The organism is Streptomyces globisporus C-1027 (assembly GCF_000261345.2).
GTDB lineage: Bacteria > Actinomycetota > Actinomycetes > Streptomycetales > Streptomycetaceae > Streptomyces > Streptomyces pakalii.
Map to the genome: position 1 here is coordinate 6563439 of NZ_CP013738.1, position 25183 is coordinate 6588621.

The window sequence follows — 25183 nt, forward strand, 5'->3', positions numbered from 1 at the left end:
CCATGCGCACCACAGCCGAACGCGTCGCCCGGCCGGACATCGCTATCAGCGGGATCGGCGCCGTCACTCCCGCCGGGCACACCACCGGGGAACTGTGGACAGCGGTGTCGGCCGGCCGGTCCCTCGCGGTCGACCTCACCCACTTCGACACCACCGGCCACCGCATCAGGATCGGCTGCCGGGTCCCCGAACTCACCGGCCACGGTCTGCCCTGGCAGGAGGCGCTGGCCACCAAGGCCGCCCGGCGGCTCGACCCCTTCGCCCGCTTCGGGCTCGCCGCGGCGCTGGCCGCCCACGCCGACGCCGGGCTGCCGCAGGCGCCCGCCGCCCGCTGCGCCATCGTCGTCGGCAACGCCGTCGGAGGGCGCAGCACCAGCGATGCCGAGTCCGTCAACTTCGCGACGAGGGGGCCCGGCGGGGTCCGTCCGCTGATGCCCCTGATGACGATGCCGAACGCGGCCGCCGCCCAGATAGCCCTCCAACTGGGCTGGCACGGGCCGGCGCTGACCATCTCCACCACCTGCGCCAGCGGAGCCGATGCCATCGGGATCGGCGCGGGCATGCTCCGCGACCACCGTGCCGACGTGGTGATCGCGGGAGGCTGCGAGGCGACCCTCACGCCGATCACTCTCGCGGGGTTCGGCAACCTCAACGCCGCCTCCCTCCGCACCGAGGCGGCCACCGCGTGCCGGCCCTTCGACGAGAGCCGGGACGGCTTCGTGATGGGCGAGGGCGCCGCCTTCGTGGTGCTGGAACGGGCAGCCGACGTACGCGCCCGGGGCGCCCGGGCGCACGGCCTGGTCGCCGGATACGCCGCAACCTCGGACGCCCACCACCTCTCGGCCCCGCACCCCGACGGCGCGTACGCCGCCGAGGCCATGGCCGGTGCGCTCGCCGACGCCGGTCTCGTCCCCTCGGACATCGCCCACGTCAACGCCCACGGCACCGCGACCGTGCACAACGACCGCGCCGAAGCCACGGCCCTGGCCAAGGTCTTCGGACCGGACGGGCCGCCGGTCACCGCCAGCAAGGGCGTGCTGGGCCACCTGATCGGGGCGGCCGGAGCCGTCGAACTCGTGGTCGCCGTGCTGTCGATGAACGCCGGAGCGGTGCCGCCCACCGCCAACCACACACGAACGGAACCAGAGATGGAGATCGACGTGGTCCACGGCACCCCGCGACCTGTCCACATCGGGCCCGCGCTGACCAACTCCTTCGGCTTCGGCGGCCACAACAGCAGCCTGGTGGTGGCCCCCGCATGACGACCCTGCCCGACTCCGCACTCGATCCGTCCGCACCGTCCCTCGACGCGGACGCCGCCCTCCGCTACCGGACCGTCACCCGCCGGGCGCTGAGCCGTCCGGCACCCGGCCGGGCCGTGGCGGGTCCTCTCGCCGCCTTCGTCCTCACCCACCCGCTCGCCGAGCGCACGGTCGCCGACCTCGCCGCCGGCCACGGCCCCTACTCCCTGGTCCACCTCGCCCAGGAGATCGAACTGCACCACCCACCGCGCCCCGGCGCCCCGCTCGACGCGACCGCCGAACTGGACGCCGTACGCGTCGAGCCCAAGGGCACCCGGCTCGTCCTGACCACCACGCTCGCCGACCGGGCGACCGGCGCCGAACAGGCGCGGCTCACCGCCCACATCCTGCTCGTCGGCATCCGGGCGGCCGAACCGCGCGGGACTCTCGTACCCATGGCCGCGGTGAGGCAGGAGACGCCGGGCGCCACGCTCAGCAGCGACCTCGGGATCGACCGGGAGTGGATCGCCGACTACGGCCACGCGGCCGGAGACCTCAACCCCGTCCATCTCGACACCGAGACCGCCCGGTCAGCGGGGTTCGAGGATGTCATCGCCCACGGTATGAGCCTCGTGGCACTCGCCGTGGAGGAGGCCGCCGAGCGGTACGCGGACGGAGACGTCGACCGGGTCCGGGCCATCGGTGCGCGCTTCGCCCGCCCGGTCCTGCCCGGCGAGGGGACGTCCCTCGACCTCACGCCCGTCGCCGACGGGGACACCGTCGTGTTCACCGTACGGTCACGGGGTGCCGTCGCCGTCAAGGGCGGCTGGCTCCGGCTGGCCCCGGCGACGGGAGCGGGCCGATGACCGGTATCCGGCGGCACGGCGAGATGGCCGACTCCGTTCTCCGCTGGGCCGACAAGACTCCGGACGCCCCCGCCCTGTGGTGGAACGGCACCCCCACCAGCTACCGGGAACTGGCCGACGCGACCACGGACGCCCGCGCCCGGCTCGCCGGACAGGTCCCCGCCGGCGCCACGGTGGCCGTCCTCGACGACAAGTCGCCCGGCACCATCGCCACCGTCCTGGCCTGCCTGGCCACGGGACGTCCCGCGCTGTTGCCCTCGCCCACCCTGCCGCCCGACCAGGTCGCGGCCGTGATGGCCGAGGCGCACTGCCGGTACGCGCTCACCGGGCCGGCCGTCACGGTGACGGCCCCGGCGCACGGCGGACATGGCGGGGGAGCGGTACCGCGGGGAACCGCACTCGTGCTCACCACTTCCGGTTCCACCGGCGTCCCCAAGGCCGTCCCTCTCCCGCACCGGGCCGTGGACGCCTTCACCGACTGGGCCGCGGACGCCTTCGGCATCGCCGAGTCCACCCCTGTACTCAACTACGCGCCACTCAACTTCGACCTCTGCCTGCTGGACGTCTGGACCACTCTCGCCCACGGCGGACAGGTGGTCCTGGTGGCCCCGTCGACAGCGGCGAGCGGCCGGGGACTGCTCCGCCTGCTGCGCACCCACCGCGTCGAGGTGGTCCAGGCGGTCCCTCTCTTCTACGCTCTGATCGGCGCGCAGGTCCGGGTGGAGAGCTGCGGCCCCCTGGAATCCGTCCGGCACGCGGCGTTCACCGGTGACGTGATGCCCGAGCAGGCGCTCGCCGATCTCGCGGACCTGGCGCCCGGCGCCCGGCTGCACAACATCTACGGCTGCACCGAGACCAACGACAGCCTGATCCACGAGGTCGACCGGAGCCTCCCGCAGTCCGCCCCGATGCCGCTGGGCCGCCCGCTCCCGGGCGTACGCCTGAGACTGCGGGACACCGAAGGGCGGGTGCTGGACGGGCCGGCGAGCGGCGAACTGGAGGTCTCCACGCCCTTCCAGAGCACCGGGTACGCCGATCCGAGCCGAGCCGCCGAGAAGTTCGTCCTGGAGGCGGCGGCGGACGGCGGCCCGTGCACCCGGTGGTTCCGCACCGGGGACCTGGTCGCGAGGGACGCCGACGGCACCCTCAGGCTCATCGGCCGTCTGGACCACCAGGTCAAGATCCGAGGCGTCGCCGTCAACACCGGCGAGGTCGAACAGGTGCTGCTGGAACACCCCGAGGTGCTGGAGGCCGGGGTGACCACCGTGCCCGACCCGGTCGAGGGCCGTCGCCTGATCGCCGTCGTACGGCTGGCGGACGCCTCCACCGCCACCAGCCTCGACCTCAAGCGGCACTGCACCGCCCGGCTGGCCCGCGGCTGGGTGCCCGGTCTCCTCACGCCCGTGACCGAGCCCCTCCCGCGCACCAGCACCGGCAAGGTGGACCGCCGCCTGATCGCGCGGACCGTGGCAACACCCGCCGCCACCGCGTCCTGACCTGTCTCCGCACACCCCGGCAGTCGTCGGCGCGTCCCGCGCTGTCCGAGGCCCCTTCACGAACAACCCGCCAAGGAGCATTCCGTGAGCAACGCCGACCAGATCAGCGAGTACATCGTCCGGGAGTTCCTTCCCGATCTCACCCCCTCCCAACTCCCGCCCGACCTGGACCTCCTGGCCGACGGGGCGATCGACAGCCTCGGCGTCCTCAAGCTGATCGCCTGGGTCGAGCACCACTTCCGGCTGGCGGTCGGCGACACCGACCTCGACCCCGAGAACTTCCGCAGCGTCAACGCCATCGACGCCTACGTCGCGCGCTCCCAGAGCATCGCTGCCACGGGGGGCTGAGCCGTGCACCCGGCTCTCGTCCCGGTGGTCGACCGGCGCGCCCCGGCCGGCCCCGAGCAGTGGGACGCGCTGTGGCAGGCGCTGGCCGACGGCGCGCTGGACCGCGGTGACGCGCTGGCGCTCCTCGCCTCGCTCACCGCGGCCCTGCCCGAGGAGGACAGCCTGCTCGCCATGGTCGACGCGCTGGACCGGCGGCGGCCGGCGCGGCCCGCGACGCCGTGGGCCGGCACCGTCAACGTGGTGGGCACCGGCGGCGGACCGCCCACCGTGAACCTGTCCACCGGCGCCGCGCTGGTCGCCGCCGCCTGCGGGGTCCGGGTCGTCAAGTCCGGCTCCCGCGCCCATACCGCGCGTACCGGTTCGATCGACCTCCTGGACCGGCTGGGCGCCCCGTTCGCCACCTCGTTCGACCAGGCATCCCGTCACCTGGACACCCACGGCATCGCCTTCACCGGACCGTTCGTCTACCCGGTCCAACTGGCCAGGCTCGCCCTGCTGGCCGTGCCGACGCCGATGCGGGTGTTCGGCCGCTTCCTCAACACCCTGGGCCCGTTCCTCGCGGCGGTCCCGGTCTCCGCGCAGGTCACCGGCGTCAGCGGAGGCCGGGTCCCGCCCGCCCTGCGGGCCCTCGCGTCCCGGCCCGGCAGCCCGGTCACGTGGCTGGTCACCAACCCGCTGGGCGCCGACGAACTGCTCAGCATGTGCGACAACACGATCCACCTCCCCGACGGCGGTACATGCACGCTCCGCGCGGGCGAACTCGTCCCCGCCGGCGGAACCCCCGACGATCTGGCGCCCGTCCCCCGGGAGGCTGCCGCCGAGCACTTCCGCTCCGTTCTCACCGGCCGCGCGGGCGGGCCCCTGCGCGCCACCCTGCAACTCAACGCGGCGGCGCTCGCCCTGGCCTCCGGACACCGCGACGACTGGGCGAAGGCAGTCGCCGAGGCGGGCGCGGCGCTCGACGACGGGGCGGCGCTCGACCTGGTGGAGCGGCTGAGGGGGGCGGACCGTGCCGGCTGACTTCTTCGCCGGGGCCCGTGCGCGGGAGGAACTCGGCCTGGCCGTCTTCCTCAACGCGGGCGACCCGCCGCTGCCCGTCCTCACCGACCTCGTCGCCCTGCTGGACGCATCGGGCGTCGACTGCCTCGAACTGGCCGTTCCCTTCCCCGACTCACCCACCGACGGGCCCGTGGTGCGCCGCTCCGCCGGCCGGGGCCTGGCCCGGGGCACAGGCCTGCGCGAGACCCTGGACTTCGTCGCCGCCGTACGACCGGGGCTGAAGCGGCTGCGGATCGCGGTGCTGGCGGACTGGAGCCACAGCCTGCGCACCGCCGCGCCCGCCGAGTACGCCCGCGCCGTCGCGGACAGCGGCGCCGACGCCCTGCTGGCCCACGGCCTGCCGCCCCGGCTGCGGCAGGCCCACCACGAGGCGCTGCGCGCGGCGGACCTGCCCGAGGTCACCACCTGCTACCCGGCCAGTTCACCGGCCACCGTCGCCGAGGCGGCGGCCCACGCCTCCGGATACCTCTACCTGGTCGCGCGCTACGGGCGCAGCGGCGCCGGAACGCCCGACGGCGGCCACGCCGTTCTGGCGCCGTTCGTCGCCTCCCTGCGCGACCTCACCGTCTCCCCGATAGCCGTCGGCTTCGGGGTGTCCACCGCCGAGGATCTCCTCTCCGTCGCCCGCAGCGGCGCGGACGCGGCGATCGTCGGCTCCGCCGGAGTTGCCGCGCTGGAACGGGCACTGGAGGCCGGGTCCGACCCGGTCGACGGCTACCGCTCCTTCCTCGCCGACCTCGGCCGTCCCCTCTCCACCCGTCCGAAGGAGGACACCCGTGCTCATCCGTAACATCGAGACCGTCAAGACCGTCGACTGGGGCAACGGACTCAGCCGCAGATTCATCCTGGACGCCGACGGCCTGGGCTACAGCGTCACCGACACCACGGTGCGGGCGGGGACCAAGTCCCGCCTGGAGTACCGCAACCACCTGGAGACCTGCTACTGCATCGAGGGCTCCGGCGAGGTGGTGGAACTCGACGGCACCAGTCATCCGCTGACTCCGGGCGTCCTCTACTCGCTCGACAACAACGACCCGCACTTCCTGATCGCCTCGCCGCACGAGGACCTGCGTCTGGTCTGCGTCTTCGCCCCGGCGCTCCGAGGCGACGAGGTGCACAGCCTGGCCGAGGGCGTCTCCTCGGCCTACTAGGCCGGACCGCCGCTCACCCGACGGGCGCCTGAACCGCGGGCGCCCGCCGACCTGAGGACGGGACACCGCCGTCACCTCCCCGCCCGCCATCGACCGAGGCCACCCGCACGGCCCGTACGGAAGGTCCGCCATGAGGAACCGCGACGCAGACCAGCAGGCGCTCTGCGCAGGCATGGCCCAGTGGGGCAAGATCCTGAGCGAGGGGCATATCGACGCGGACGCCCGGTCCGCCTTCGAACCCGGCCGCTGGCGGTCTCTGGCCGACAGCGGCGTCCTCGGACTGCCGTTCCCCCAACAGTGGGGCGGTGCGGGCCAGTCCCTCCTCACCACCCTGCACGTCCTGGAGACCCTCGGCGAGAGTTGCCGGGAGTCGGGTCTGAACTTCTGCGCCACCACGTCGATGGCCAGCACCGGCGTACCCCTCACCGCCTTCGGCAGCGACGCCTTGCGCGAGCGGTATCTGCCCGGCATCTGCTCGGGCGAGCTGATCGGCGCGCATGCCATCACCGAACCCGACAGCGGCTCCGACGCCATGGCCATGACCACCCGTGCCGAGCGCGACGGCACGCACTACGTCCTCACCGGCAGCAAGGCCTTCGTCAGCAACGGACCCATCGCCGACGTCTTCGTCGTCTACGCGCGTACCCGCCCCGAGGGCGGGCCGCTCGGGACCACCGCCTTCCTCGTCGACCGGGACACCCCCGGGCTCTCCGTCGGCGGGCCCACCGCCAAGATGGGCCTGCGTACCGCCCCGTTGTCCACCCTCCACCTCGACGGCTGCCGGATACCCGCCGACCGGGTGCTGGGCCGGTCCGGTGGCGGACTGCTCGTCCTGGACCATGTGATGAAGCGCGAGATCCTGTTCGGATTCACCGTCCAGCTCGGCGAGATGCGCCACCGGCTGGAGCGCACCGTCGCCTACGCCCGGGAACGCCGGGCCTTCGGCCATCCCATCGGTGACTACCAGGCGGTGTCGCACCGCGTCGTCGACATGAAGATACGCACCGAGACCGCCGCCAAGTGGCTCTACGACACCGCCGAGCGGCTCGCCGCGGGCGAGGACGTCACCGCTGACCTCGCCATGACGAAGATCCTCGCCAGCGAGGCCGCACTGGCCACCAGCCTCTCGGCGGTCCGCGTCTTCGGCGGCGCGGGCTACCTCACCGAGGTCGGACTGGAGAAGGAGGTACGTGCCGCGGTCGCGGGCACCCTGTACTCCGGCACCAACGACATCCAGTACAACCACGTCGCCTCGACCCTGGGGCTGGGCGGATGAGCGCCCCGGCCGGAGCGCGCCGGCCGCTGCTCAAGGTGTGCGGGGCCACCTCTCCCGAGGAGGCCGCCGCCGTGGCACCACGGGCCGATCTCGTCGGCCTCTGGTACGGGGTGGAGAACGGGGCCCGTGACCTGACCCGCACCCGGCTCACGGCCGTGGCCGACGCCGTCCGCACGGCGGGCCGGGCCGAGCCGGTGCTCGTCACCTTCCTGCACGACGCCGAACAGATCTCCGCTGCCGCCCGCGCCGCCGGGGTGAGCTGGATCCAGCTCCACGCCTACCAGCCGCCGGCGGCCGTGGCGGCCCTGCGCAGGGCGATGCCCGACGCGGTGCTGGTCAAGGCCGTGCACGTGCTCGACGGGGTGTGCGTCGAGCGGCCCTTCCTCTCGGCGTACGCCCGCGCCGGGGCGGACCTGTTCCTCGTCGACACGGCGACCCGGGGCGGGGCGGTCGGCAGCACCGGCCACCGCGTGCCGGCGGCGGCGCTGGAGTCGCTGCTCCCCGCCCTTCCCCGGCCGTTCGTCCTGGCGGGCGGCCTCGGCGAGGCCGATGCGCCGGGCCGGGCCTTCGCCGCTCATCCCGGCTACCGGGGCGTCGACATCGACAACGCCGCCCGTACCGACGGCGGCCCTCTCGACCCGGTCCGGGTCGCCGCCCTGGACCGCGCCTGGACCGGCACTTCCGCGGCCGCGCCCTGAAGCCTCCCGTCCCGTGAGAGAAGCCCGACACCCCGTGAGGAAAGCCCGATGACGCAGTCCTTCCTCTCCGCGCTCCTCGGCGCGGAGCGCCCCGTGATCATGGAAGTGAAGTCCCGCGACGCACACGGCGCCGACCTGCTGCGGGGCCGCCTTCCCGGCGATGTCGCCGCCGCCTACCAGCAGGCGGGAGCCCCGTGCGTGTCCGTCGTGACCGGCCGGTGGTTCGGTGGGTCGGCCGCCATGCTGCACGAGGTGACCGCCCGCGTGGACGTCCCGGTCCTGCTCAAGGACTTCGTGACGCGTCGCGACCAGATCACCGCCGCCGCCCACGCGGGCGTCTCGGCGGTTCTGCTGACCGCGGCGCTGCTGCCCCGGGAGTCCCTGCACGACCTGGCCCGCCAGTGCCAGGCGCACGGGCTGACTCCGTTCGTGGAGATCACAGACGCCGAGGAGGCGATCGGTCTGCCGAACCCGCGGGACTGCGTCGTCGCGGTCAACAACAAGGACATCACCGCACGCGAGCGGGACGCCGGGGACCTGGACCGCAGCCGCGCGCTGCTCCCCGCCGTACGGGCCGCGGGCACGCTCTGTCCCGTCAGCGCCAGTGCGGTGAGCAGCCCGGCCACCGCGGCCGGTCTGCTGGCCGAGGGCTACCGGGGCCTGCTCATCGGGACCTCACTGCTGCGTGCCCCGAGCGTCGAGGCCTGGCTGGCCGAGTTCGACACCCACCGCGCGGCGAGCACCGGGAAGACCGGGCACGTCGTGGTACCGCTGACCGTCGAGGCACCACCGGTGCTGCCGCACCCCGCCCCCGTGCCCGGCACGGTGGCCGGCGGGACGGTGCCCCCGGCCACTCCCGCCGGCGAGGCCGAGGGCGTGCCCGCGTGAGTGCCGCTCCGACGGGGCCGGTGGCCACGGCGGACGTCGCCCCGGCCGGGCACGCCAGCGCCCCGGCCGGGGTCGAGCAGATCGTGCTGGGCCACGGCCGATGCCGCCTCGGCGCCTGGCGGGCCGCACCGGCCTCCGGGGCGACCAGGTCCGTGCTCGTAGCTGTTCACGGCCGGGCCATGTCACCCGGATACTTCGCCGGTCCGGTCGCCCCGCACACCTCGCTGCTCGCTCTCGCCACCTCGCTGGGTCACACCGTCCTCGCGGTGGAACGGCCCGGCTACGGCCTGTCCCGGGCCGCTCTCCCGCACGGTCTCCCCCTCGCCGAACAGGCCGGGCTGCTGCGCCGAGCGCTCGCCGACTATGCCGACCATCACCCGGTCGGGGCCGGCTTCTTCCTGCTCGGGCACTCCGACGGCGGCAAGACCGCCCTGCACCTGGCAGGGGAGTCCTGGAGTGGTGCGACCCCCCTCGACCGGTTGCTCGGACTCGACCTCAACGGCTGTGGCTGGCACTACGCACCGGCAGCCGCCCATTTCCCGGACACGCTGGCAGGTGGGGCGGGAGAGCTCAACTGGGGTCCGCTGCGCCTCTATCCGGGCGGAACCTTCCGGGCCAGCCGCGCCCTGCTCCGCGAGGTTCCGGCGGCGGAGGAGGCGGAGACGGGGCGGTGGCCCGCCCGGTTCCCCGCTGCCGCCGCCCGGGTGCGCTGCCCGGTGCGGCTCACCTTCGGCGCGTACGAGGGCTGGTGGCGCCTGGACCGGGACGAACTGGCGGCGGTGGCCGCCAGTTTCACGGGCACGCACCGCCCGGCCGTCGAACGCCTGCCGGAGGCCGGACACAACCTCAGCCTCGGACTGGCCGCCCCGCTCTACCACGCACGGGCGCTGGCGTTTCTCGAAGAGTGTCTGGCGGCCTCCTCCGACGGCCCGGGGTGACGCGCGCGTATGCGCGTGAGCGTGTGAGGTATGGACCTTTGGCCCCTGAACCTGCTGGGATGATCGCGCGCCGTGCGCACGCTGCGTCTCGCGGCGCGCACCGCGCGCAACCGCCCGGGAGAGTCCATCCGATCGACAGGACTGCGACATGAGCCACTACCCTCCCCACGCCGCCCCCTACCCGACGGGCCCGGCCCGGCCCGGCGGCCGTCCGCCCGGCGGCGACCGGATCACCGCGCCGCTCCTCGTGGCATCGGTGCTCTGCACGGGGCTGATGGCGGGGTTGTTCTTCGCCTATGACATCTCCGTCATGCCGGGTCTGGCCGAGCTGGACGACACCGCCTACGCGGCGGCCATGCAGCGGTTCAACGCGGCGATCGACGGCAGCGCGCTGTTCGGCCTGGTCTTCCTCGCCACGCTTGGCCTCACGGTCGCCGCCGCGATCGTGGCCTTCCGCCGCAAGCGCCGCGCGGTGGCCCTGCCGCTGGCCGTCGCGGCAGCCTGCTATCTGCTGGTGCTCGTCGTCACCGTCGCGGTCAGCCTTCCTCTCAACGCGGACCTCGCGGCGCTCGGTGACCCCGCGTCCGCCCAGGACGTCCACGCGGTGATCGACGATTTCAAAGCGGTATGGGTGCCGGTGAACGTATTCCGGACCCTTTTCTGCGTCCTGAGTCTGGGCGCTCTCTGTGCCGCTCTGCTCCGGTACGGAAAGCCGGAAACCCCGTCGGCGCTCGGATAACGGGGAAGCCGAGTAATCGCTTCACCTTTTCCCTTGCATACGCGCACCATATTCACATCCACTCCGGTGGATTTGCTTTCGCACAGCATGATTCCTCTGTTCGTTCGGTGCAGGGGAATCACCTGTGTGTGCCACGCACCCCTTTTCTCCACCCCGCTCGGCGCGGCGGGGTCCCCGTCCCGCCCCCGGCTGTTACCGGCCCGGAGAGATGTGGGAGCGTGTGAACGGTGAGTGACAAGCCGACGGAATCCATGCAGTACCGCTTCGACGGGCCCGAGGACGCCCCGGTCCTGGTCATCGGGCCCTCGCTCGGCACGACGTGGCACATGTGGGATCGCCAGATACCCGAGCTGTCCCAGCACTGGCGGGTCTTCCGCTACGACCTGCCCGGCCACGGCGGCGCGCCCGCCCACGCCGCCGTCTCCGTCGCCGAGCTGGGCGACCGGTTGCTCGCGACCCTGGACGGCCTCGGCGTCCAGCGCTTCGGCTACGCGGGCTGCTCGATCGGCGGGGCGGTCGGCGCGGACCTGGCCCTGCGTCACCCGCACCGGGTGGCCTCGCTGGCGCTCGTCGCCTCCTCGCCCCGGTTCGGCACGGCCGACGAGTTCCGCCAGCGCGGCGTGATCGTCCGCACCAACGGCCTGGAGCCGATGGCCCGCACCGCGCCCGAGCGCTGGTTCACCCCCGGCTTCGCCGCGGCCCAGCCCGCCATCGTGGAATGGGCCGTGCAGATGGTCCGCACCACCGACCCCGGCTGCTACATCGCCGCCTGCGAGGCCCTCGCGGCGTTCGACATCCGTGGAGCGCTGGGCCGGATCGGCGTCCCCACCCTCGTGCTGGTCGGGGCGGAGGACCAGGTCACCGGGCCCGCCGAGGCCCGCACACTGGTCGCCGGGATACCGGACGCCCGCCTCGCGCTCGTCCCGGGCGCCTCCCACCTCGCGCCCGTCGAGCAGCCCGCCGCCGTCAGCGACCTGCTGCTGATGCACTTCTCCACCGCCTGGCAGCAGGACACCTCGGCCGCGATCCCCGTACTGCCCCACATCGCCGCGCCCGCCGCCCCCAGCACGCCGTTCGTCCCCGTGGCCGAGATCGCCCCGGCCGCCGCCACGCCCGACGCCGTCGCGCCGACCCCGGACGACCGGTACGAGCAGGGCACGAAGGTGCGCCGCGAAGTGCTGGGTGACGCCCATGTCGACGCGGTGAACGACACGGCCGACGTCTTCACCGAGGACTTCCAGGAGCTGGTCACCCGGTACGCCTGGGGCGAGGTCTGGAGCCGCGACGGCCTCGACCGCCGCACCCGCAGCGTCATCACGCTCACCGCGCTCGTCACCTCCGGCCACCTGGAGGGCCTGGCCGCGCACACCCGGGCCGCCCTGCGCAACGGTCTGACGCCCGCCGAGATCAAGGAAGTTCTCCTCCAGACCGCCGTCTACTGCGGCATCCCGGCCGCCGGAGCCGCCTTCGCTCTGGCGCAGAAGGTGATCCAGGAGGAAACCACGCCGCCCGCGTAGCAGGATGGGGCCATGAACGCATCGCCCGGGGTACTCACCCTCACCAAGAAGACCCACTCCTGCGTCCGGATCGAGAAGGAGGGGCGCGTCCTGGTCATCGACCCCGGGGGCTTCTCCGAGGACGACGCGGCGCTCGGCGCGGACGTCATGCTGGTGACGCACGAGCACCCGGACCACTTCAACGAGGCGCGGCTGCGCGCGGGTCTGGAGGCGAACCCGGCGGCCGAGATCTGGACGCTGCGCAGCGTCGCCGAGCAGCTCTCGGCCGCCTTCCCGGGCCGGGTGCACACCGTGGGCGACGGGGACGCGTTCTCCGCCGCCGGATTCGACGTCACCGTGCACGGCGAGCTGCACGCGGTGATCCACCCGGACATCCCGAGGATCACCAACGTCGGCTTCCTCGTGGACGGTTCGGTCTTCCACCCCGGCGACGCGCTCACCGTTCCCGAGCGCCCCGTGGACACGCTGCTGCTGCCGGTGATGGCCCCCTGGAGCAAGATCTCCGAGGTCATCGACTACGTACGCGAGGTGAAGCCGCGGCGCGCCATCGACGTCCACGACGCTCTGCTGACCGATCTGGCCCGCCCCGTCTACGACAACCAGATCGGGGCCCTGGGCGGCGCGGACCACGGCCGGCTGGCCCCGGGCGGCACCACCGAGCTGTGAGCCCGGCGGCCGCTGTCAGTGGGAGCGGCTAGGTTGGCTGCCATGCGCATCGCCACCTATAACGTCAATTCGATCACCGCCCGGCTGCCGAGGCTTCTGGCCTGGCTGGAGAGCAGCGGCACCGATGTGCTGTGCATCCAGGAGACCAAGTGCACGGCGGAGCAGTTCCCCGCCGAAGCCCTGCGCGAGGCGGGGTACGAGTCCGCCGTCAACGCCACGGGCCGGTGGAACGGGGTCGCGCTGCTCTCCCGCGTGGGTCTCACCGACGTCGTCACCGGGCTGCCCGGCGGCCCGGAGTACGACGGCGTGCAGGAGCCCCGCGCGATCTCGGCGACCTGCGGCCCGCTGCGCCTCTGGTCGGTGTACGTGCCCAACGGCCGCGAGGTCGAGCACGAGCACTACGCCTACAAGCTGCGCTGGCTGGAGGCCCTGCGGAAGGCCGTGGCGGCGGACGCCGCGGGGGCCCTGCCCTTCGCGGTCCTGGGTGACTTCAATGTGGCCCCGACCGACGAGGACGTCTGGGACCCGGCACTGTTCGAGGGTGCCACGCATGTGACGCCCGCCGAGCGCGCCGCCCTCGCGGCCCTGGAGGCGGAGGGCCTGAGCGAGGTCCACCCCCGCCCCCTCAAGTACGACCGCGCCTACACCTTCTGGGACTACCGCGAGCTGCGGTTCCCCAAGAACAAGGGCATGCGGATCGACCTGACCTTCGGCAACGCACCGTTCACCGCCGCCGTCAAGGACAGTTACGTCGACCGTGAGGAGCGCAAGGGCAAGGGCGCGTCCGACCACGCCCCGGTGGTCGTCGACCTCGACCTCTGAGCAGGGGCGGACGGAGGCGGGCGAGGGGCCGCGCAGCACGTGACAACCCAAGGTTGACACCCGCTGAGTGTCAACCTACGGTTGTCACATGACGCAGCCTCTTCCCGTCACCCCTTCGGTACGCCTCGACGATCTGATCGAGGCCATCAAGAAGACCAACGACGACGCCCTGGAGCAGCTCTCCGGCGCGGTCCTCGCCGCCGACCACCTCGGAGACGTGGCCGACCACCTCATCGGCCACTTCGTGGACCAGGCCCGCCGCTCCGGCGCCTCCTGGACCGACATCGGCCGCAGCATGGGGGTCACCCGCCAGGCCGCCCAGAAGCGCTTCGTGCCCAAGAGGGGCGAGGGCTCATCGGACCTGGATCCGAACGAGGGCTTCAACCGCTTCACCCCGCGCGCCCGCAACGTGGTGGTCGCCTCCCACAACGAGGCCCAGGCCGCCCCGCACGCCGAGATCGTCCCCGCCCACCTGATCCTCGGCCTGCTCGCCGAACCCGAGGCCATCGCCGCCCGCGTCCTCGTCGGGCAGGGCGTGGAGCCGGACGCCCTCCGCGAGGCGGCGACCGCGGCGCTGCCCGCCCCGGTGGACGAGGTGCCCGAGCTGATCCCGTACGACCCCGACTCCCGCAAGGTCCTGGAACTGACCTTCCGCGAGGCGCTGCGCCTCGGCCACAACTACGTAGGCACCGAGCACATCCTGCTGGCCCTGCTGGAGTTCGAGGACGGCTCCGGCGTGCTGACCGGCCTCGGCCTGGACAAGGAGGCCGTGTCCGCCTCGGTGGAGCGGGCGGTGAGCGAGGCGGCGGGGGCCCTCCGGCAGCAGAATCCCTGAGCTCCCGCGCGACCCCGTGATCGTGGACGGCGGCCTCAGTGCACCGAGAACCCGCCGTCCACGAACAACGACTGCCCGGTGATGTACGCCGACGATCGCCCCGCCAGGAACACCGCGGCCCCGGCGAAGTCCTCCGCGAGCCCGTTCCGGCCGACCATCGTCCGGGCCGCCAGTGATGCCACCTTCTCCGGGTCCGACTGGAGGCGCGCGTTCAGTGGGGTCAGCACGAACCCGGGCACCAGGCTGTTCACGGTGACGCCGTGCGGCGACCACGCCTCGGCCTGCGACCGGGTCAGCGACTCCAGGCCGCCCTTGGACACCCCGTAGGCGCCGCTGCTCACGAAGGCCCGGTGCGCCTGCTGCGACGTGATGTGGATGATCCGCCCGTACCCCCGCTCGGCCATGCCCGGTCCGAACCGCTGCCCGAGCAGGAACGGCGCCTTCAGGTTCACCGCCATCGTGGTGTCCCAGACGTCCTCGCCGAGCTCGCTCATCGGCGGGCGCAGATTGATCCCCGCGCAGTTCACCAGGATGTCCGGCTCCCCGAACGCCGCCGCGGCCTCCTCCGCCCCCACGCGCACCCCCTCGGCGGTGCTCAGATCCGCGCTCACCCAGGCCGCCCGGCAGCCCTCGGCGGTCAGCTCGTCCACGGTCTCCCGCAGCTCCGCCTCCCGGCGGGCCACCACGACGACGCTCGCACCGGCCCGGGCCAGGGCGCCGGTGATCGCCCGGCCGATGCCGGAGCTGCCTCCGGTGACCACCGCCACCCGGCCCTCCAGCGAGAACAGTTCCGCGATGTAGGTCTGTGCACTCATGTACGCACCTTAGATATGCGCTCGGATTCACGGCCGGGGCGGGGTGGGGGACCGGTGAACGCCGCGCGCCCTGTGGTGCGGAACCTGGCCGGGATGGGACCCTAGTGGTATGAACATCCCTTTCTTGGACAACTGGCGTAAGCGTCAGGGTGGTACGCAGCCGGGCACGCTCGCCGCCGCCGTCGAGACGGACCCCGACGGTGTGGCCGAGCTGCTCGCCGAATGCGAACTGCTGCGCGTCCGGGCGGGGCAGCAAGGACTTGAACTCGACGACTCTCCCGCGTCGTTGGCCGCGCTCGACCAGCTGCCGCCCCGCTGGCGCGACGACCCCGAGGAACTGCCCTGGCTCGGCAACGACGCCGGCCTCTATCTCGGCACGGTGATCGTGCGGACGGTGCCGGGCGCCGCGTGGGACATCTGGCCGAGCGGCCAGCCCGTGGTGCGGCTGGACTCCGGGCGGGAGATCGACGTCGTCGCGGCCGGACTCGACTGGGCGATGGCGGGCAGCCCGGAGCTCTCCCAGGTGTACGCGGAGTCCGCCGAGAACTGAGCGGGGAGCCGCCGGCCCCCCGTCCCCGCCGCACGACCGCCCCGCTCTCCGCGTCTAATCCAGTTAAAAAGCCTTTTGCGCCATTTACGCGTGTCGGGTGCGAAGTCCCTTTTTGCGATGGATAGTTTGCGCTGACCTCGACACAGCGACAAGTGGGTAGGGCAGCGCATGGCCGTCGATCCTCTGATCGAACTGAGGGACGTCAACAAACACTTCGGAGAGTTGCACGTACTTCAGGACATCAACCTCACCGTCGGCCGCGGGGAGGTGGTGGTGGTCATCGGCCCCTCCGGCTCAGGGAAATCCACCCTGTGCCGGGCGATCAACCGGCTGGAGACGATCGAGTCCGGCAGCATCACGATCGACGGCAGACCCCTCCCCGAGGAGGGCAAGGGCCTGGCCCAGCTCCGCGCCGAAGTCGGCATGGTCTTCCAGTCGTTCAACCTCTTCGCCCACAAGACCGTGCTGGACAACGTCTCGCTGGCCCAGCTCAAGGTCCGCAAGCGCAAGAAGGACGAGGCCGACAGGCGTTCGAGGGAACTGCTGGAGCGGGTCGGCCTGGCCGCCCACGCGGAGAAGTTCCCCGCCCAGCTCTCCGGGGGCCAGCAGCAGCGCGTGGCCATCGCCCGCGCCCTGGCCATGGATCCCAAGGCGCTCCTGTTCGACGAGCCGACCTCGGCGCTCGACCCGGAGATGATCAACGAGGTCCTGGAGGTCATGCAGCAGCTGGCCAGGGACGGCATGACGATGATCGTCGTCACCCACGAGATGGGCTTCGCCCGCTCCGCCGCCAACCGCGTGGTGTTCATGGCCGACGGCTGCGTCGTCGAGGACCGCGTCCCGGAGGACTTCTTCACGTCCCCGTCGAGCGACCGCGCCAAGGACTTCCTGTCCAAGATCCTCAAGCACTGAGGGGGGATTCCATGTTGCGTACGAGGAACACGCGTACGGGCAGGGCCGTCGCCCTCGTGGCCGGTCTCCTGCTCGCCGCGGGCTGCGGCAAGGACGGCAGCCCGCCGGTCAAGGGGCCCAAGGCCGAGGCCCTGCCGGTGTACCAGGTCGACACCGGCTTCGAACTGCCCGACTCCCGCACCTGGACCAAGGCGAAGCGGCGCGGCTATCTCATCGTCGGCGCCAAGGAGGACCAGCCCTACCTGGGGGAGAAGGACCCGGCGAGCGGAATCTACTCCGGGTTCGACATCGAGATCGCCCGCATGATGGCGGCCTCGCTCGGCTTCGAACCGGACACGATCCGCTTCCGCACGATCGCCTCCGCCAACCGCGAGACGGCCCTGCAGAACGGCCAGATCGACTACTACGTCGGCACCTACACCATCAACGACATGCGCAAGAAGCTCGTCGGCTTCGCCGGCCCGTACTACATGGCCGGCCAGGGACTGCTGGTGCGCACCGACGAGAACGACATCAAGGGGCCCCAGGACCTGTCGGGCAAGACCGTCTGCTCCGCGGCCGGCTCCACGCCCTACCAGCGGATCGCCGCCGACTACCCCAAGGCGACCCTCGTCGCGTACGACACGTACTCGATCTGCGTCGACAACCTCCTCACCTACCAGGTCGACGCCGTCACCACCGACGACGCGATCCTGCTGGGCTTCGCGGCCAAGGCGCCCGACGAGATGAAGGTCGTCGGCAAACCCTTCTCCGAGGAGCCGTACGGCATCGGCGTCCCGCGCAGCGACAACGCCCTGCGCAACGCCCTCAACGACGCCCTGGAGGCCAACGAGAAGAACGGCAACTGGAAGAAGGCGTACGACGCGACGCTCGGCCTCTCCGGAGCACCCGCGCCGACCCCGCCGCCCATCGACCGCTACCCGGCGACCTGAGGGGACGGCCCCACCCATGGATGTACTGACAGAGAACTTCTCCCTCTACGGCAAGGGCTTCCTCGGCACCGTCGAACTGACCGTCTACGCCTCGGCGCTGGCGCTCGTCCTCGGCTTCCTGATGGCGTCCTTCCGGGTCGCGCCCGTCGGCTCCTTCCGGGTGCTGGGCACGGTCTGGGTCACCGTGCTCCGCAACACCCCGCTGACGCTGCTGTTCTTCGCGGTCCTGCTCGGCCTGCCCCGCTTCGGGCTCGTCCTGCCGTTCCAGCTCTTCGCCGTCATCGCGCTCGGCTGCTACACCTCCGCGTTCATCTGCGAGGTGCTGCGCTCCGGCATCAACACCGTGCCCAAGGGGCAGGGCGAGGCCGCCCGCAGCCTCGGCATGAACTTCGGCCAGACCCTGAGCACCGTGGTCCTGCCGCAGGCGTTCCGGTCGGTGATCCCGCCGGTCGGCTCGACCCTGATCGCGCTGGCGAAGAACTCCGCCATCGCCGGGGCGTTCAGCGTCACCGAACTCCTCGGCACCTACAAGACGCTCAACGAACTGGGCTACAGCATCATCTGGTCCTTCATCTGGATCGCCGTCGGCTACCTGATCATCACCCTGACCATCAGCGCCGTGTTCAACGTGATGGAGAAGCGCTGGGGAGTGGCACGATGACCAAGACCCTCACCCGCAAGCCGTCCCGGGCCTCGCTGCCCGAGGCCACCGCGCTCTACGACATCCCGGGACCGGTGACCCGCAGACGGCACCTGATGTACGGGATCGCCTCCACGGTCCTGATCGTGGCGCTGTTCGGCTGGATCGTCTATCTGCTGTTCGACACCGACCAGTTCACCGCGCAGAAGTGGACGCCCTTCGAGTACAAGGGCATTCAGGAACTGCTGCTGCGCGGGCTCGGCAACACGCTCAAGGCGTTCGCGTACGCGGCGGTCCTCTCGCTCGCGCTCGGCGCCGTCCTCGCGGTCGGCCGGCTCTCCGAACACCGGGTGCTGCGCTGGATCTCCACCCTGCTGGTCGAGTTCTTCCGGGCCATGCCCGTGCTCGTGATGATCTTCTTCATCTTCGTGGCGCTGAAGGTCCAGCCGCTGCCCGCCCTCGTCGCCGGGCTGACCCTCTACAACGGCTCGGTCCTCGCGGAGGTGTTCCGTACCGGGATCAACTCCGTGGACCGGGGCCAGCGCGAGGCGGCGTACGCGCTCGGGATGCGCAAGACCCAGGTCACCACGTACGTGCTGGCGCCCCAGGCGGTACGCGCCATGCTGCCGACCATCATCAGCCAGCTGGTGGTCGCGCTGAAGGACACCTCACTGGGCTATCTGATCACTTACGAGGAATTCCTCCACGCCGGAAAGCTGATCGCGTCGAATCTCGACTACGATCTTCCCTTCATCCCCGTCGTGATGGTGATCTCTCCGATCTACATCGGGATGTGCATGCTGCTCTCGTGGTTCGCCACCTGGGTGGCCAAGCGGCAGCGGCGCAACCTGAAGACCCGAGCGGTCGGGGTGGCCCCGGCCGAACCAGGAACGCTGCTGCCGGGAGGGCAGTAGCCGGGCAGTACCCGCCCGGCAGCAGTCGGTGATCACTTCTCGCGCAGCGGGACCGAGAGATGACTCGGGTCCGTGCCGGGCGAGGAGAAGGTCAGCTGCGCGCCGGTCGGGTTGTGCTCGATGTACAGCGGATCGACAGTGTCGATCACCAGGGCGAGCCGGTGACCGGCCGGGACGTCGTAGGCCGTGGAGAACAGCTCCAGGTCGACGGGGAACGGCCGGCCCGGCGTCTGTCCGTGGAACGTGTACGGAGCGTTGCTGACCAGTTTGCCGATGCCGAGCGGCCCCACGTCGTAGAGATACGCGACGAGGGTGCCGCTCGGTTTCGTGCTGGTGACCGTGGTGTGCAGCGTGGAGGTCCCCCGGATCCGCTGCTCGGTGGCGTACCGCTCCGACTGCCACACGCTCGCGAACGTCCGCGGCAGCAGCGGTACGGAGACCGTCGGCGGCAGTTTCAGGAACTGGTCCAGCGCGTTGGACAGGATCGAGATGCCCCCGTTCGCACCGGAGTCGACGTTGGCCCACACCTTCTTGGTGCCGTCCAGCGGGATCCGGTTCTTCAGCGCGCCGACCGACTTCCAGTCCGGGTAGCCCTCGTACCCCTTGTCCGTGCGGGACTTGAGCTGGACGGGCTGCTCGGTGTCGATGCCGTTGCGCTCGCCCTTGAGGTAGCGGTCGAACCAGCGGCGGGTGCTCGTCCAGGTGTCGTTGGGCAGCCCGAGCAGTCCGGTGGCCTCGGCGGTGGCGTGGTCGCCGGGGCGGAACTCCAGGCGCTTGGGGCCGGTGAGCTTGTCGTAGAACGAGGCGTACTGGTTGGGCGGGAAGATGGTGTCGCCCCAGGCGTTGCCCATCATGATCGCCGCACCGTTGGCGTTGATCCGGTCCAGATACGTCAGAGGGGAGCGCTTCTTCCCCCAGGCGATCATCTCCGGCTCCTTGTCCAGCTTGGAGCCGAGGAAGTCCTTGAGCGTCTGCGTCAGTTCGTCGCTGGGCCGCCCGGTGAGGACACCCGCGCCGCCGAGCAGGGCGGCGGCCTGGAGATGCTGGGTGCGCCCGCTGTAGATCGAGTCGATCAGATCGGCCCAGCCGCTCAGCGCGGCGACCGCCTTGATCCGCGGGTCGTGCCCGGCCGCCAGCAGGCTGATGCCCGCCCCGTACGAGACGCCGCCCATGCCGATGCGGTCCGGGTCGGCGGAGGTGTGCTCCAGCGCCCAGTCGATGACGGCGGAGGCGTCCGCGATGTCCGGCGGACCCGCCACCTCGATCTTCCCGCCGGAACGCCAGAAGCCGCGCGAGGTGTAACTCACCACGACGTAGCCGGAGTCGGCGAGCTTCTGGGCCTGCGCCAGATACTCGATCTGAGGCATGGCCCAGCTCGTCGGGAAGACGATGAGGGGGTGCTTCGCCCCGGCGGAGGACCCGGCGGAGGCTCCGGCCGGGGTGAACACGTTGCCCTTGAGCGTGATGCCCCCGGACCCGGGGATGTCGTGGAACGTCAGGTCGCCGCCCGTCGTGCTCGCGGGCGCGGCGGGAGGGGCGGGGGCGGCGCCCGCCGAGGGCGCGGCGACGAGCGCGCCCCCGGCGAGCAGGGCGGCGGCGGTGGTGATCGAAGCGGTGGTGCGCAGTGCCGGTTTCGGACGTACCACGGGTCACTCCTCACGCGTGTCAGTGCAAAGTGACCCGACGGTAACCCCGGTTGTTTACCCCTGGTAACTACTCGGCGTGTTGCGCGAAGGTAACGATTGTTGGACGTGGCGTCAGTAGCGTGCCCCGTGCGGAACGGGCGCTACCGGGTCACTTCAGGGCGCTCTTGGCCTGCCAGTCCGCCCACGAGGCGTTCCACGCGCCGTAGCCGTTGCCCTCGGCGACCGTGCCCTTGGACTCCGCGCCGGTGATCTCGAACGGGTCGCCCACCCGTACCTGCCCGTACAGCGCGGAGGCGTTGGCGTCGCTCATCCCGAGGCAGCCGGAACTCCGGTTGGCCTGGCCGAAGTGGTTCGCGTTCCAGGGCGCCGCGTGGGCGTACATCCCCGACCAGGTCAGCCGCATCGAGTAGTCGACCATCTTGTCGTAGGCGTCGCCGAGGCCCACCGTCTCGGAGCGCATGTTGATGGTGCCCTCCTTCGACATCAGGACCGCCGTGCCCCGCCAGGAAGCCTTCTCGCCGCCCGGCGTGCCCGCCGACATCGGCAGGTCCATGACCTGCTTCCCGTCCCGGTGCAGGGCGAGACGGTGCCCGTCGAGGTCGACCTTGACCACCTGGGCCGCGCCGATCGTGAACGTCGTCGCGTAGTCGCGGACGAACCAGCCGCCGTCCGCCCCCGTGTCGACGCCGTTCAGCTGCGCGTCCAGGGTGACCTTCGTGCCGGGCTTCCAGTAGTCCTTGGGCCGCCAGTCGACACGGTCCTTGCCCGAGTAGTCCTGCAGCCAGCCCCATGAACCCTCGGTGTCGTTGGAGGTCGAGACCTTGAGGGCCTTCTCCACGGCCGCCTTGTCCTTCACCGGATGGTCGAAGACGACGGACAGGGGCTGCGCGATGCCCACGGTCGTGTTCTTGCCCGGCGCCAGCGACAGCTTGTTGACCTTCTCGGCCTCGGCGGTGGCGAACGTCGCCCGGTCGCTGCCGCCGTCCGCGTCCGTCGCCTCGACCGTGTACGCGGTGCCCGGCGCGGCGACCCGGTCGGACGTCCAGGTCCGGCCGTCGGCGGATATCTTCCCGGCCAGCGGGCCGCCCTCGCCCGGCTTCACCGACACGGCCTTCAGCTTGCCGTGCGCCAGCGTCACCTTCACCGGCTCGCCGGCCGCCGCCGCCTCGCCCCGGAGGTTCACCGTGATGCTGGTGTCGGGGGCCTTGCCGTCCCCGCCCACCTCGGCGGAGCCCGAAGCGCCGCCCGAGCACGCGGTGAGCGCGGCGGCGAGCAGCGCCGCGGGCCCGGCCAGGGCGAGCCGGGTCCTCCGGCCGGCCGGGGCGGAACGACGGATGCGCGGGCGTGCGGAACTCACGGAAAGACCTCCAGGGCTGGGTGCTCAGCAGGGGAGAGGCGATTTCCCCCATGTCGGGTTCCTTCCGTGCACCGGAAAATCTGCCGGCCGGCCTGCCTGCCCGCCTGCCTGCCTCCCCGCCCGCCGGCTGGCCGACCGGGCACGGCTGCGCCGCCGAGGCGGGTCGGTCCGGTCAGCTGCCCGCCCGGTGCGAGGCGGGCGTGCTGGGGGTGGGGGCCTGGGCCTCGCGGGTCACGTCGCCGACCAGTTCGACCACATCGGGGCCGTACGCCTGGGAGTTGACGACCTTCAGCAGCAGGCAGAACGACTTGTTCCCGTGCTTGCGGCGCAGCTTGTCGTAGTTGCGGGCGACGTAACGGGTGGCCGCCTGGTTGGTGATGGCCCGCTGGCCGCAGAACAGGAAGACCGGGCGCGACTCCTGACCGCCCGTCAGGCGTGCCAGCAGGACGTACTCCGCGGTGCCCGGCTCCATCCGGTAGCGCTCCGAGCCGACCTGGAACGCCACCCGGTCCGGCCCCGGGTCCTGCTCGACGTTGATCCGTATCCCGGGCAGCAGGGTCCGCAGATGCGCCGCCATCCGCTGGTTGGACGTCGGGCCGCCGACGCAGTACTCCGTACGCTCCCCGAACCCCTGCTGGGCCGTGTCGTGGGTGACGATCTGCGCATGGGCCCCGCAGTCCTTGATGAGCGCGGAGAGTTCGAGCAGGGCGAAGGCGTCGTGCCGGTGCACCGCACCCTCGGCGCCCGCGTAGCGGTTGACGACCAGCAGGCATTCGGAGTTCGTCGGCAGCCCGAAGAAGGCCTGTCTGCGGCGGAGTCCCCGCCGCCAGAGGTACGTTCGGGCGATCCAGCCCAGCGAGGCACTGATCCCGGCGGCTACCACGCCCAGCACGATGTTGCGCACGTCGTCCGTCATGGGCGCGCATGGTATCGGTCATTCGGGTATCCGTTCGAGGCGGTCCTGACGATCCGGGTTTCCCGGGGCTACCCTGCGGCGGAGATCCGTTGACTGGAGGTACGTATGCGCCGTTCCGTCGGTCGGAACACATCCCTGCTGGCCGTACTCGCCGTGGTCGCCTCGGTCGGGGCCTCCGCCCCGGCGACCTCGGCGGCGACCGCCACGTCGCGCCCCGCGCCGCCCAAGTCCCCGGTGGCGGTGGGGCATGGGGGAGCGGTCGCCAGTGTCGACCCGGACGCCTCGGCCGCCGGGATCGAGGTGCTGCGCAAGGGCGGCAACGCGGTCGACGCGGCCGTGGCCACCGCGGCGGCGCTCGGTGTGACGGAGCCCTATTCGGCGGGCATCGGCGGCGGTGGCTACTTCGTCCACTACGACGCGAAGACGCGCCAGGTGCGGACCGTCGACGGCCGCGAGACCGCCCCGCGCAGCGCGGACGCCTCCCTGTTCCTGGAGAACGGCAAGCCGATCCCGTTCGAGGAGGGGGTGACCAGCGGCCTCGGCGTCGGCACCCCCGGCACCCCGGCCACCTGGGAGCGGGCGCTTGATGCCTGGGGCTCCAAGTCCCTGCGTACGCTGCTGAAACCGGCCGAACGCCTCGCCCGGGACGGCTTCGTCGTCGACGGCACCTTCCGCTCGCAGACGGCCTCCAACCAGGCCCGGTTCGCCGACTTCCCGGCCTCCGCGAAACTCTTCCTGCCGGGCGGCGAACTCCCCGTCGTCGGCTCGGTGTTCAAGAACCCCGACCTGGCGCGTACGTACGAGAAGCTCGGCCGCGAGGGCGTCGGCGCTCTCTACCGGGGTGCGTTGGCCGACGACATCGTCCGTACGGTGCGCAAGCCGCCCGTCGACCCGGACGCCACCCGGGTCGTCCGCCCCGGCGATCTCACCCGCAAGGACCTGGCCTCCTACCGGACCCTGCGCAAGGACCCGACCAAGGTGAACTACCGGGGCCTGGACGTCTACGGCATGGCCCCCTCCTCGTCCGGCGGCACCAGCGTCGGCGAGGCCCTCAACATCCTGGAGTCCACGGACCTCTCCCGGGCCGACCGGACCCAGTACCTCCACCGGCTCATCGAGGCGAGCCGGATCGCGTTCGCCGACCGGGGCCGCTGGGTCGGCGACCCCGCCTTCGAGGACGTACCGACGAAGGAGCTGCTGAGTCAGCGGTTCGCGGACGCCCGGGAGTGCCTGATCCGCGACGACAAGGCGCTGACCAGTCCGCTGGCGCCGGGTGACCCACGCGACCCGCAGCGGTGCGGCAGCGGCGGCACTGCCGCGCCGACGACGTACGAGGGCGAGAACACCACCCACCTGACGACGGCCGACAAGTGGGGCAACGTCGTCGCCTACACCCTGACGATCGAGTCCACCGGCGGCAGCGCCATCACGGTGCCCGGGCGCGGCTTCCTGCTCAACAACGAGCTGACCGACTTCTCCTTCGCCCCCGCCAACCCGGCGGTCCACGACCCGAACCTGCCGGGACCGGGCAAGCGGCCGCGCTCCTCGATCTCCCCGACCATCGTGCTGAAGCACGGCAAGCCGGTGCTCGCCCTCGGCTCGCCGGGCGGGGCCACGATCATCACGACCGTGCTCCAGTCGCTCACCGGACACCTGGACCGGGGGCTCCCGCTGGTCGACGCGATCGCCGCGCCGCGCGCCAGCCAGCGCAACGCGCCGACGACCGAGATCGAGCCGGACCTGTGGAACAGCCCGGTCCGCGCGGAGCTGGAGAAGCTCGGTCACGCCTTCAAGCAGAACCCGGAGATCGGCGCCGCCACCGGGGTGCAGCGGCTGCCCGACGGCCGCTGGCTGGCGGCGGCGGAAAAGGTGCGCCGGGGCGGCGGCTCGGCCATGGTGGTGCATCCGGGCGGCAGGCACTGAGACGGGAGGGGTGCGCCACCGGACGCGTCGTCAAGGGG

General features: G+C 72.0%; 26 protein-coding genes. 22 read left to right on the forward strand and 4 right to left on the reverse strand.

The genetic code is table 11. The annotated features are described in order from the left end of the window. The first annotated feature begins 2 nt into the window (after nucleotides 1-2). The 16 genes from WQO_RS28965 to WQO_RS29040 all read left to right on the forward strand — a co-directional run bounded on the left by WQO_RS28965 (nucleotide 3) and on the right by WQO_RS29040 (nucleotide 14540). A complete protein-coding gene (locus tag WQO_RS28965; protein ID WP_010064091.1) occupies nucleotides 3-1262 on the forward strand; it encodes a beta-ketoacyl-[acyl-carrier-protein] synthase family protein in 1260 nt (419 codons plus the stop codon). Beyond that, nucleotides 1259-2107, forward strand: a complete 849-nt coding sequence (locus WQO_RS28970) for a MaoC/PaaZ C-terminal domain-containing protein (protein ID WP_010064090.1) — start codon at nucleotides 1259-1261, stop codon at nucleotides 2105-2107. Before WQO_RS28965 ends, WQO_RS28970 begins: the two co-directional genes overlap by 4 nt. Continuing rightward, entirely contained in the window at nucleotides 2104-3603 is a 1500-nt protein-coding gene (locus WQO_RS28975; protein WP_010064089.1) for an AMP-binding protein, read from the forward strand. The genes WQO_RS28970 and WQO_RS28975 overlap by 4 nt, the downstream gene beginning before the upstream one ends. Nucleotides 3604-3687: 84 nt before the next feature. Then, nucleotides 3688-3951, forward strand: coding sequence for an acyl carrier protein (locus tag WQO_RS28980; RefSeq protein ID WP_010064088.1), 264 nt, complete (start codon nucleotides 3688-3690; stop codon nucleotides 3949-3951). Nucleotides 3952-3954: 3 nt separating this feature from the next. Further along, on the forward strand, nucleotides 3955-4971 hold the full coding sequence (locus WQO_RS28985) for an anthranilate phosphoribosyltransferase (protein ID WP_010064086.1): 1017 nt from the start codon (nucleotides 3955-3957) through the stop codon (nucleotides 4969-4971). After that, nucleotides 4961-5800 (forward strand): tryptophan synthase subunit alpha, encoded by an 840-nt coding sequence (gene trpA, locus WQO_RS28990; RefSeq protein ID WP_010064084.1) that lies wholly within the window; start codon nucleotides 4961-4963, stop codon nucleotides 5798-5800. Before WQO_RS28985 ends, trpA begins: the two co-directional genes overlap by 11 nt. Then, nucleotides 5787-6161 (forward strand): ectoine synthase, encoded by a 375-nt coding sequence (locus WQO_RS28995; protein ID WP_010064083.1) that lies wholly within the window; start codon nucleotides 5787-5789, stop codon nucleotides 6159-6161. Before trpA ends, WQO_RS28995 begins: the two co-directional genes overlap by 14 nt. A 130-nt stretch (nucleotides 6162-6291) precedes the next feature. Continuing rightward, on the forward strand, nucleotides 6292-7437 hold the full coding sequence (locus tag WQO_RS29000) for an acyl-CoA dehydrogenase family protein (protein WP_010064082.1): 1146 nt from the start codon (nucleotides 6292-6294) through the stop codon (nucleotides 7435-7437). Next, entirely contained in the window at nucleotides 7434-8135 is a 702-nt protein-coding gene (locus tag WQO_RS29005) for a phosphoribosylanthranilate isomerase (RefSeq protein ID WP_010064081.1), read from the forward strand. The genes WQO_RS29000 and WQO_RS29005 overlap by 4 nt, the downstream gene beginning before the upstream one ends. Nucleotides 8136-8183: 48 nt before the next feature. Then, nucleotides 8184-9023: a beta/alpha barrel domain-containing protein gene (locus WQO_RS29010; RefSeq protein WP_010064080.1), complete on the forward strand. Its 840-nt coding sequence runs from the start codon at nucleotides 8184-8186 to the stop codon at nucleotides 9021-9023. Next, nucleotides 9020-9961: an alpha/beta hydrolase gene (locus WQO_RS29015; RefSeq protein WP_237274178.1), complete on the forward strand. Its 942-nt coding sequence runs from the start codon at nucleotides 9020-9022 to the stop codon at nucleotides 9959-9961. The genes WQO_RS29010 and WQO_RS29015 overlap by 4 nt, the downstream gene beginning before the upstream one ends. 148 nt (nucleotides 9962-10109) lie before the next feature. Next, entirely contained in the window at nucleotides 10110-10700 is a 591-nt protein-coding gene (locus tag WQO_RS29020) for an anthrone oxygenase family protein (RefSeq protein WP_010064078.1), read from the forward strand. 251 nt (nucleotides 10701-10951) lie between these two features. Beyond that, nucleotides 10952-12217: a bifunctional 3-oxoadipate enol-lactonase/4-carboxymuconolactone decarboxylase PcaDC gene (pcaDC, locus tag WQO_RS29025; protein ID WP_079055606.1), complete on the forward strand. Its 1266-nt coding sequence runs from the start codon at nucleotides 10952-10954 to the stop codon at nucleotides 12215-12217. Nucleotides 12218-12229: 12 nt separating this feature from the next. Continuing rightward, nucleotides 12230-12883, forward strand: a complete 654-nt coding sequence (locus WQO_RS29030) for an MBL fold metallo-hydrolase (RefSeq protein WP_010064075.1) — start codon at nucleotides 12230-12232, stop codon at nucleotides 12881-12883. A 42-nt stretch (nucleotides 12884-12925) separates the two neighbouring features. Further along, nucleotides 12926-13705: an exodeoxyribonuclease III gene (locus WQO_RS29035; protein WP_010064074.1), complete on the forward strand. Its 780-nt coding sequence runs from the start codon at nucleotides 12926-12928 to the stop codon at nucleotides 13703-13705. Between the two features lie 88 nt (nucleotides 13706-13793). Beyond that, a complete protein-coding gene (locus tag WQO_RS29040) occupies nucleotides 13794-14540 on the forward strand; it encodes a Clp protease N-terminal domain-containing protein (RefSeq protein ID WP_010064073.1) in 747 nt (248 codons plus the stop codon). 35 nt (nucleotides 14541-14575) lie between these two features. Here WQO_RS29040 and WQO_RS29045 read toward each other — a convergent pair whose 3' ends face one another. Beyond that, complete coding sequence (locus tag WQO_RS29045; protein WP_010064072.1) at nucleotides 14576-15355, reverse strand: SDR family NAD(P)-dependent oxidoreductase; 780 nt, start codon at nucleotides 15353-15355, stop codon at nucleotides 14576-14578. 109 nt (nucleotides 15356-15464) lie between these two features. On the opposite strand from WQO_RS29045, the gene WQO_RS29050 reads away from it, so the two are divergent. From WQO_RS29050 to WQO_RS29070, 5 genes are all read left to right on the forward strand, one after another. Next, nucleotides 15465-15905 carry a DUF6278 family protein gene (locus tag WQO_RS29050; protein WP_010064071.1) on the forward strand — a complete coding sequence of 147 codons (441 nt, stop codon included), beginning with the start codon at nucleotides 15465-15467 and terminating at the stop codon, nucleotides 15903-15905. 168 nt (nucleotides 15906-16073) lie between these two features. After that, nucleotides 16074-16817, forward strand: a complete 744-nt coding sequence (locus WQO_RS29055) for an amino acid ABC transporter ATP-binding protein (protein ID WP_010064070.1) — start codon at nucleotides 16074-16076, stop codon at nucleotides 16815-16817. A gap of 11 nt (nucleotides 16818-16828) precedes the next feature. After that, a complete protein-coding gene (locus WQO_RS29060) occupies nucleotides 16829-17749 on the forward strand; it encodes a glutamate ABC transporter substrate-binding protein (protein ID WP_010064069.1) in 921 nt (306 codons plus the stop codon). 16 nt (nucleotides 17750-17765) lie between these two features. Further along, the gene (locus WQO_RS29065; protein WP_006128632.1) at nucleotides 17766-18410 is read left to right on the forward strand and encodes an amino acid ABC transporter permease; all 645 of its coding nucleotides are present in this window, start codon (nucleotides 17766-17768) and stop codon (nucleotides 18408-18410) included. Further along, a complete protein-coding gene (locus WQO_RS29070) occupies nucleotides 18407-19303 on the forward strand; it encodes an amino acid ABC transporter permease (RefSeq protein WP_010064067.1) in 897 nt (298 codons plus the stop codon). The genes WQO_RS29065 and WQO_RS29070 overlap by 4 nt, the downstream gene beginning before the upstream one ends. 32 nt (nucleotides 19304-19335) lie before the next feature. Here the strand turns inward: WQO_RS29070 and WQO_RS29075 are convergent, their stop codons facing one another. The 3 genes from WQO_RS29075 to WQO_RS29085 all read right to left on the reverse strand — a co-directional run bounded on the left by WQO_RS29075 (nucleotide 19336) and on the right by WQO_RS29085 (nucleotide 23222). Continuing rightward, nucleotides 19336-20949, reverse strand: coding sequence for a CocE/NonD family hydrolase (locus WQO_RS29075; RefSeq protein WP_058954135.1), 1614 nt, complete (start codon nucleotides 20947-20949; stop codon nucleotides 19336-19338). 148 nt (nucleotides 20950-21097) lie between these two features. Beyond that, the gene (locus tag WQO_RS29080; RefSeq protein ID WP_058954136.1) at nucleotides 21098-22306 is read right to left on the reverse strand and encodes a L,D-transpeptidase; all 1209 of its coding nucleotides are present in this window, start codon (nucleotides 22304-22306) and stop codon (nucleotides 21098-21100) included. A 172-nt stretch (nucleotides 22307-22478) separates the two neighbouring features. Beyond that, complete coding sequence (locus tag WQO_RS29085; RefSeq protein ID WP_010064064.1) at nucleotides 22479-23222, reverse strand: hypothetical protein; 744 nt, start codon at nucleotides 23220-23222, stop codon at nucleotides 22479-22481. Between the two features lie 105 nt (nucleotides 23223-23327). On the opposite strand from WQO_RS29085, the gene ggt reads away from it, so the two are divergent. Further along, nucleotides 23328-25145, forward strand: coding sequence for a gamma-glutamyltransferase (gene ggt, locus WQO_RS29090; RefSeq protein ID WP_010064063.1), 1818 nt, complete (start codon nucleotides 23328-23330; stop codon nucleotides 25143-25145). Nucleotides 25146-25183 lie beyond the last annotated feature (38 nt).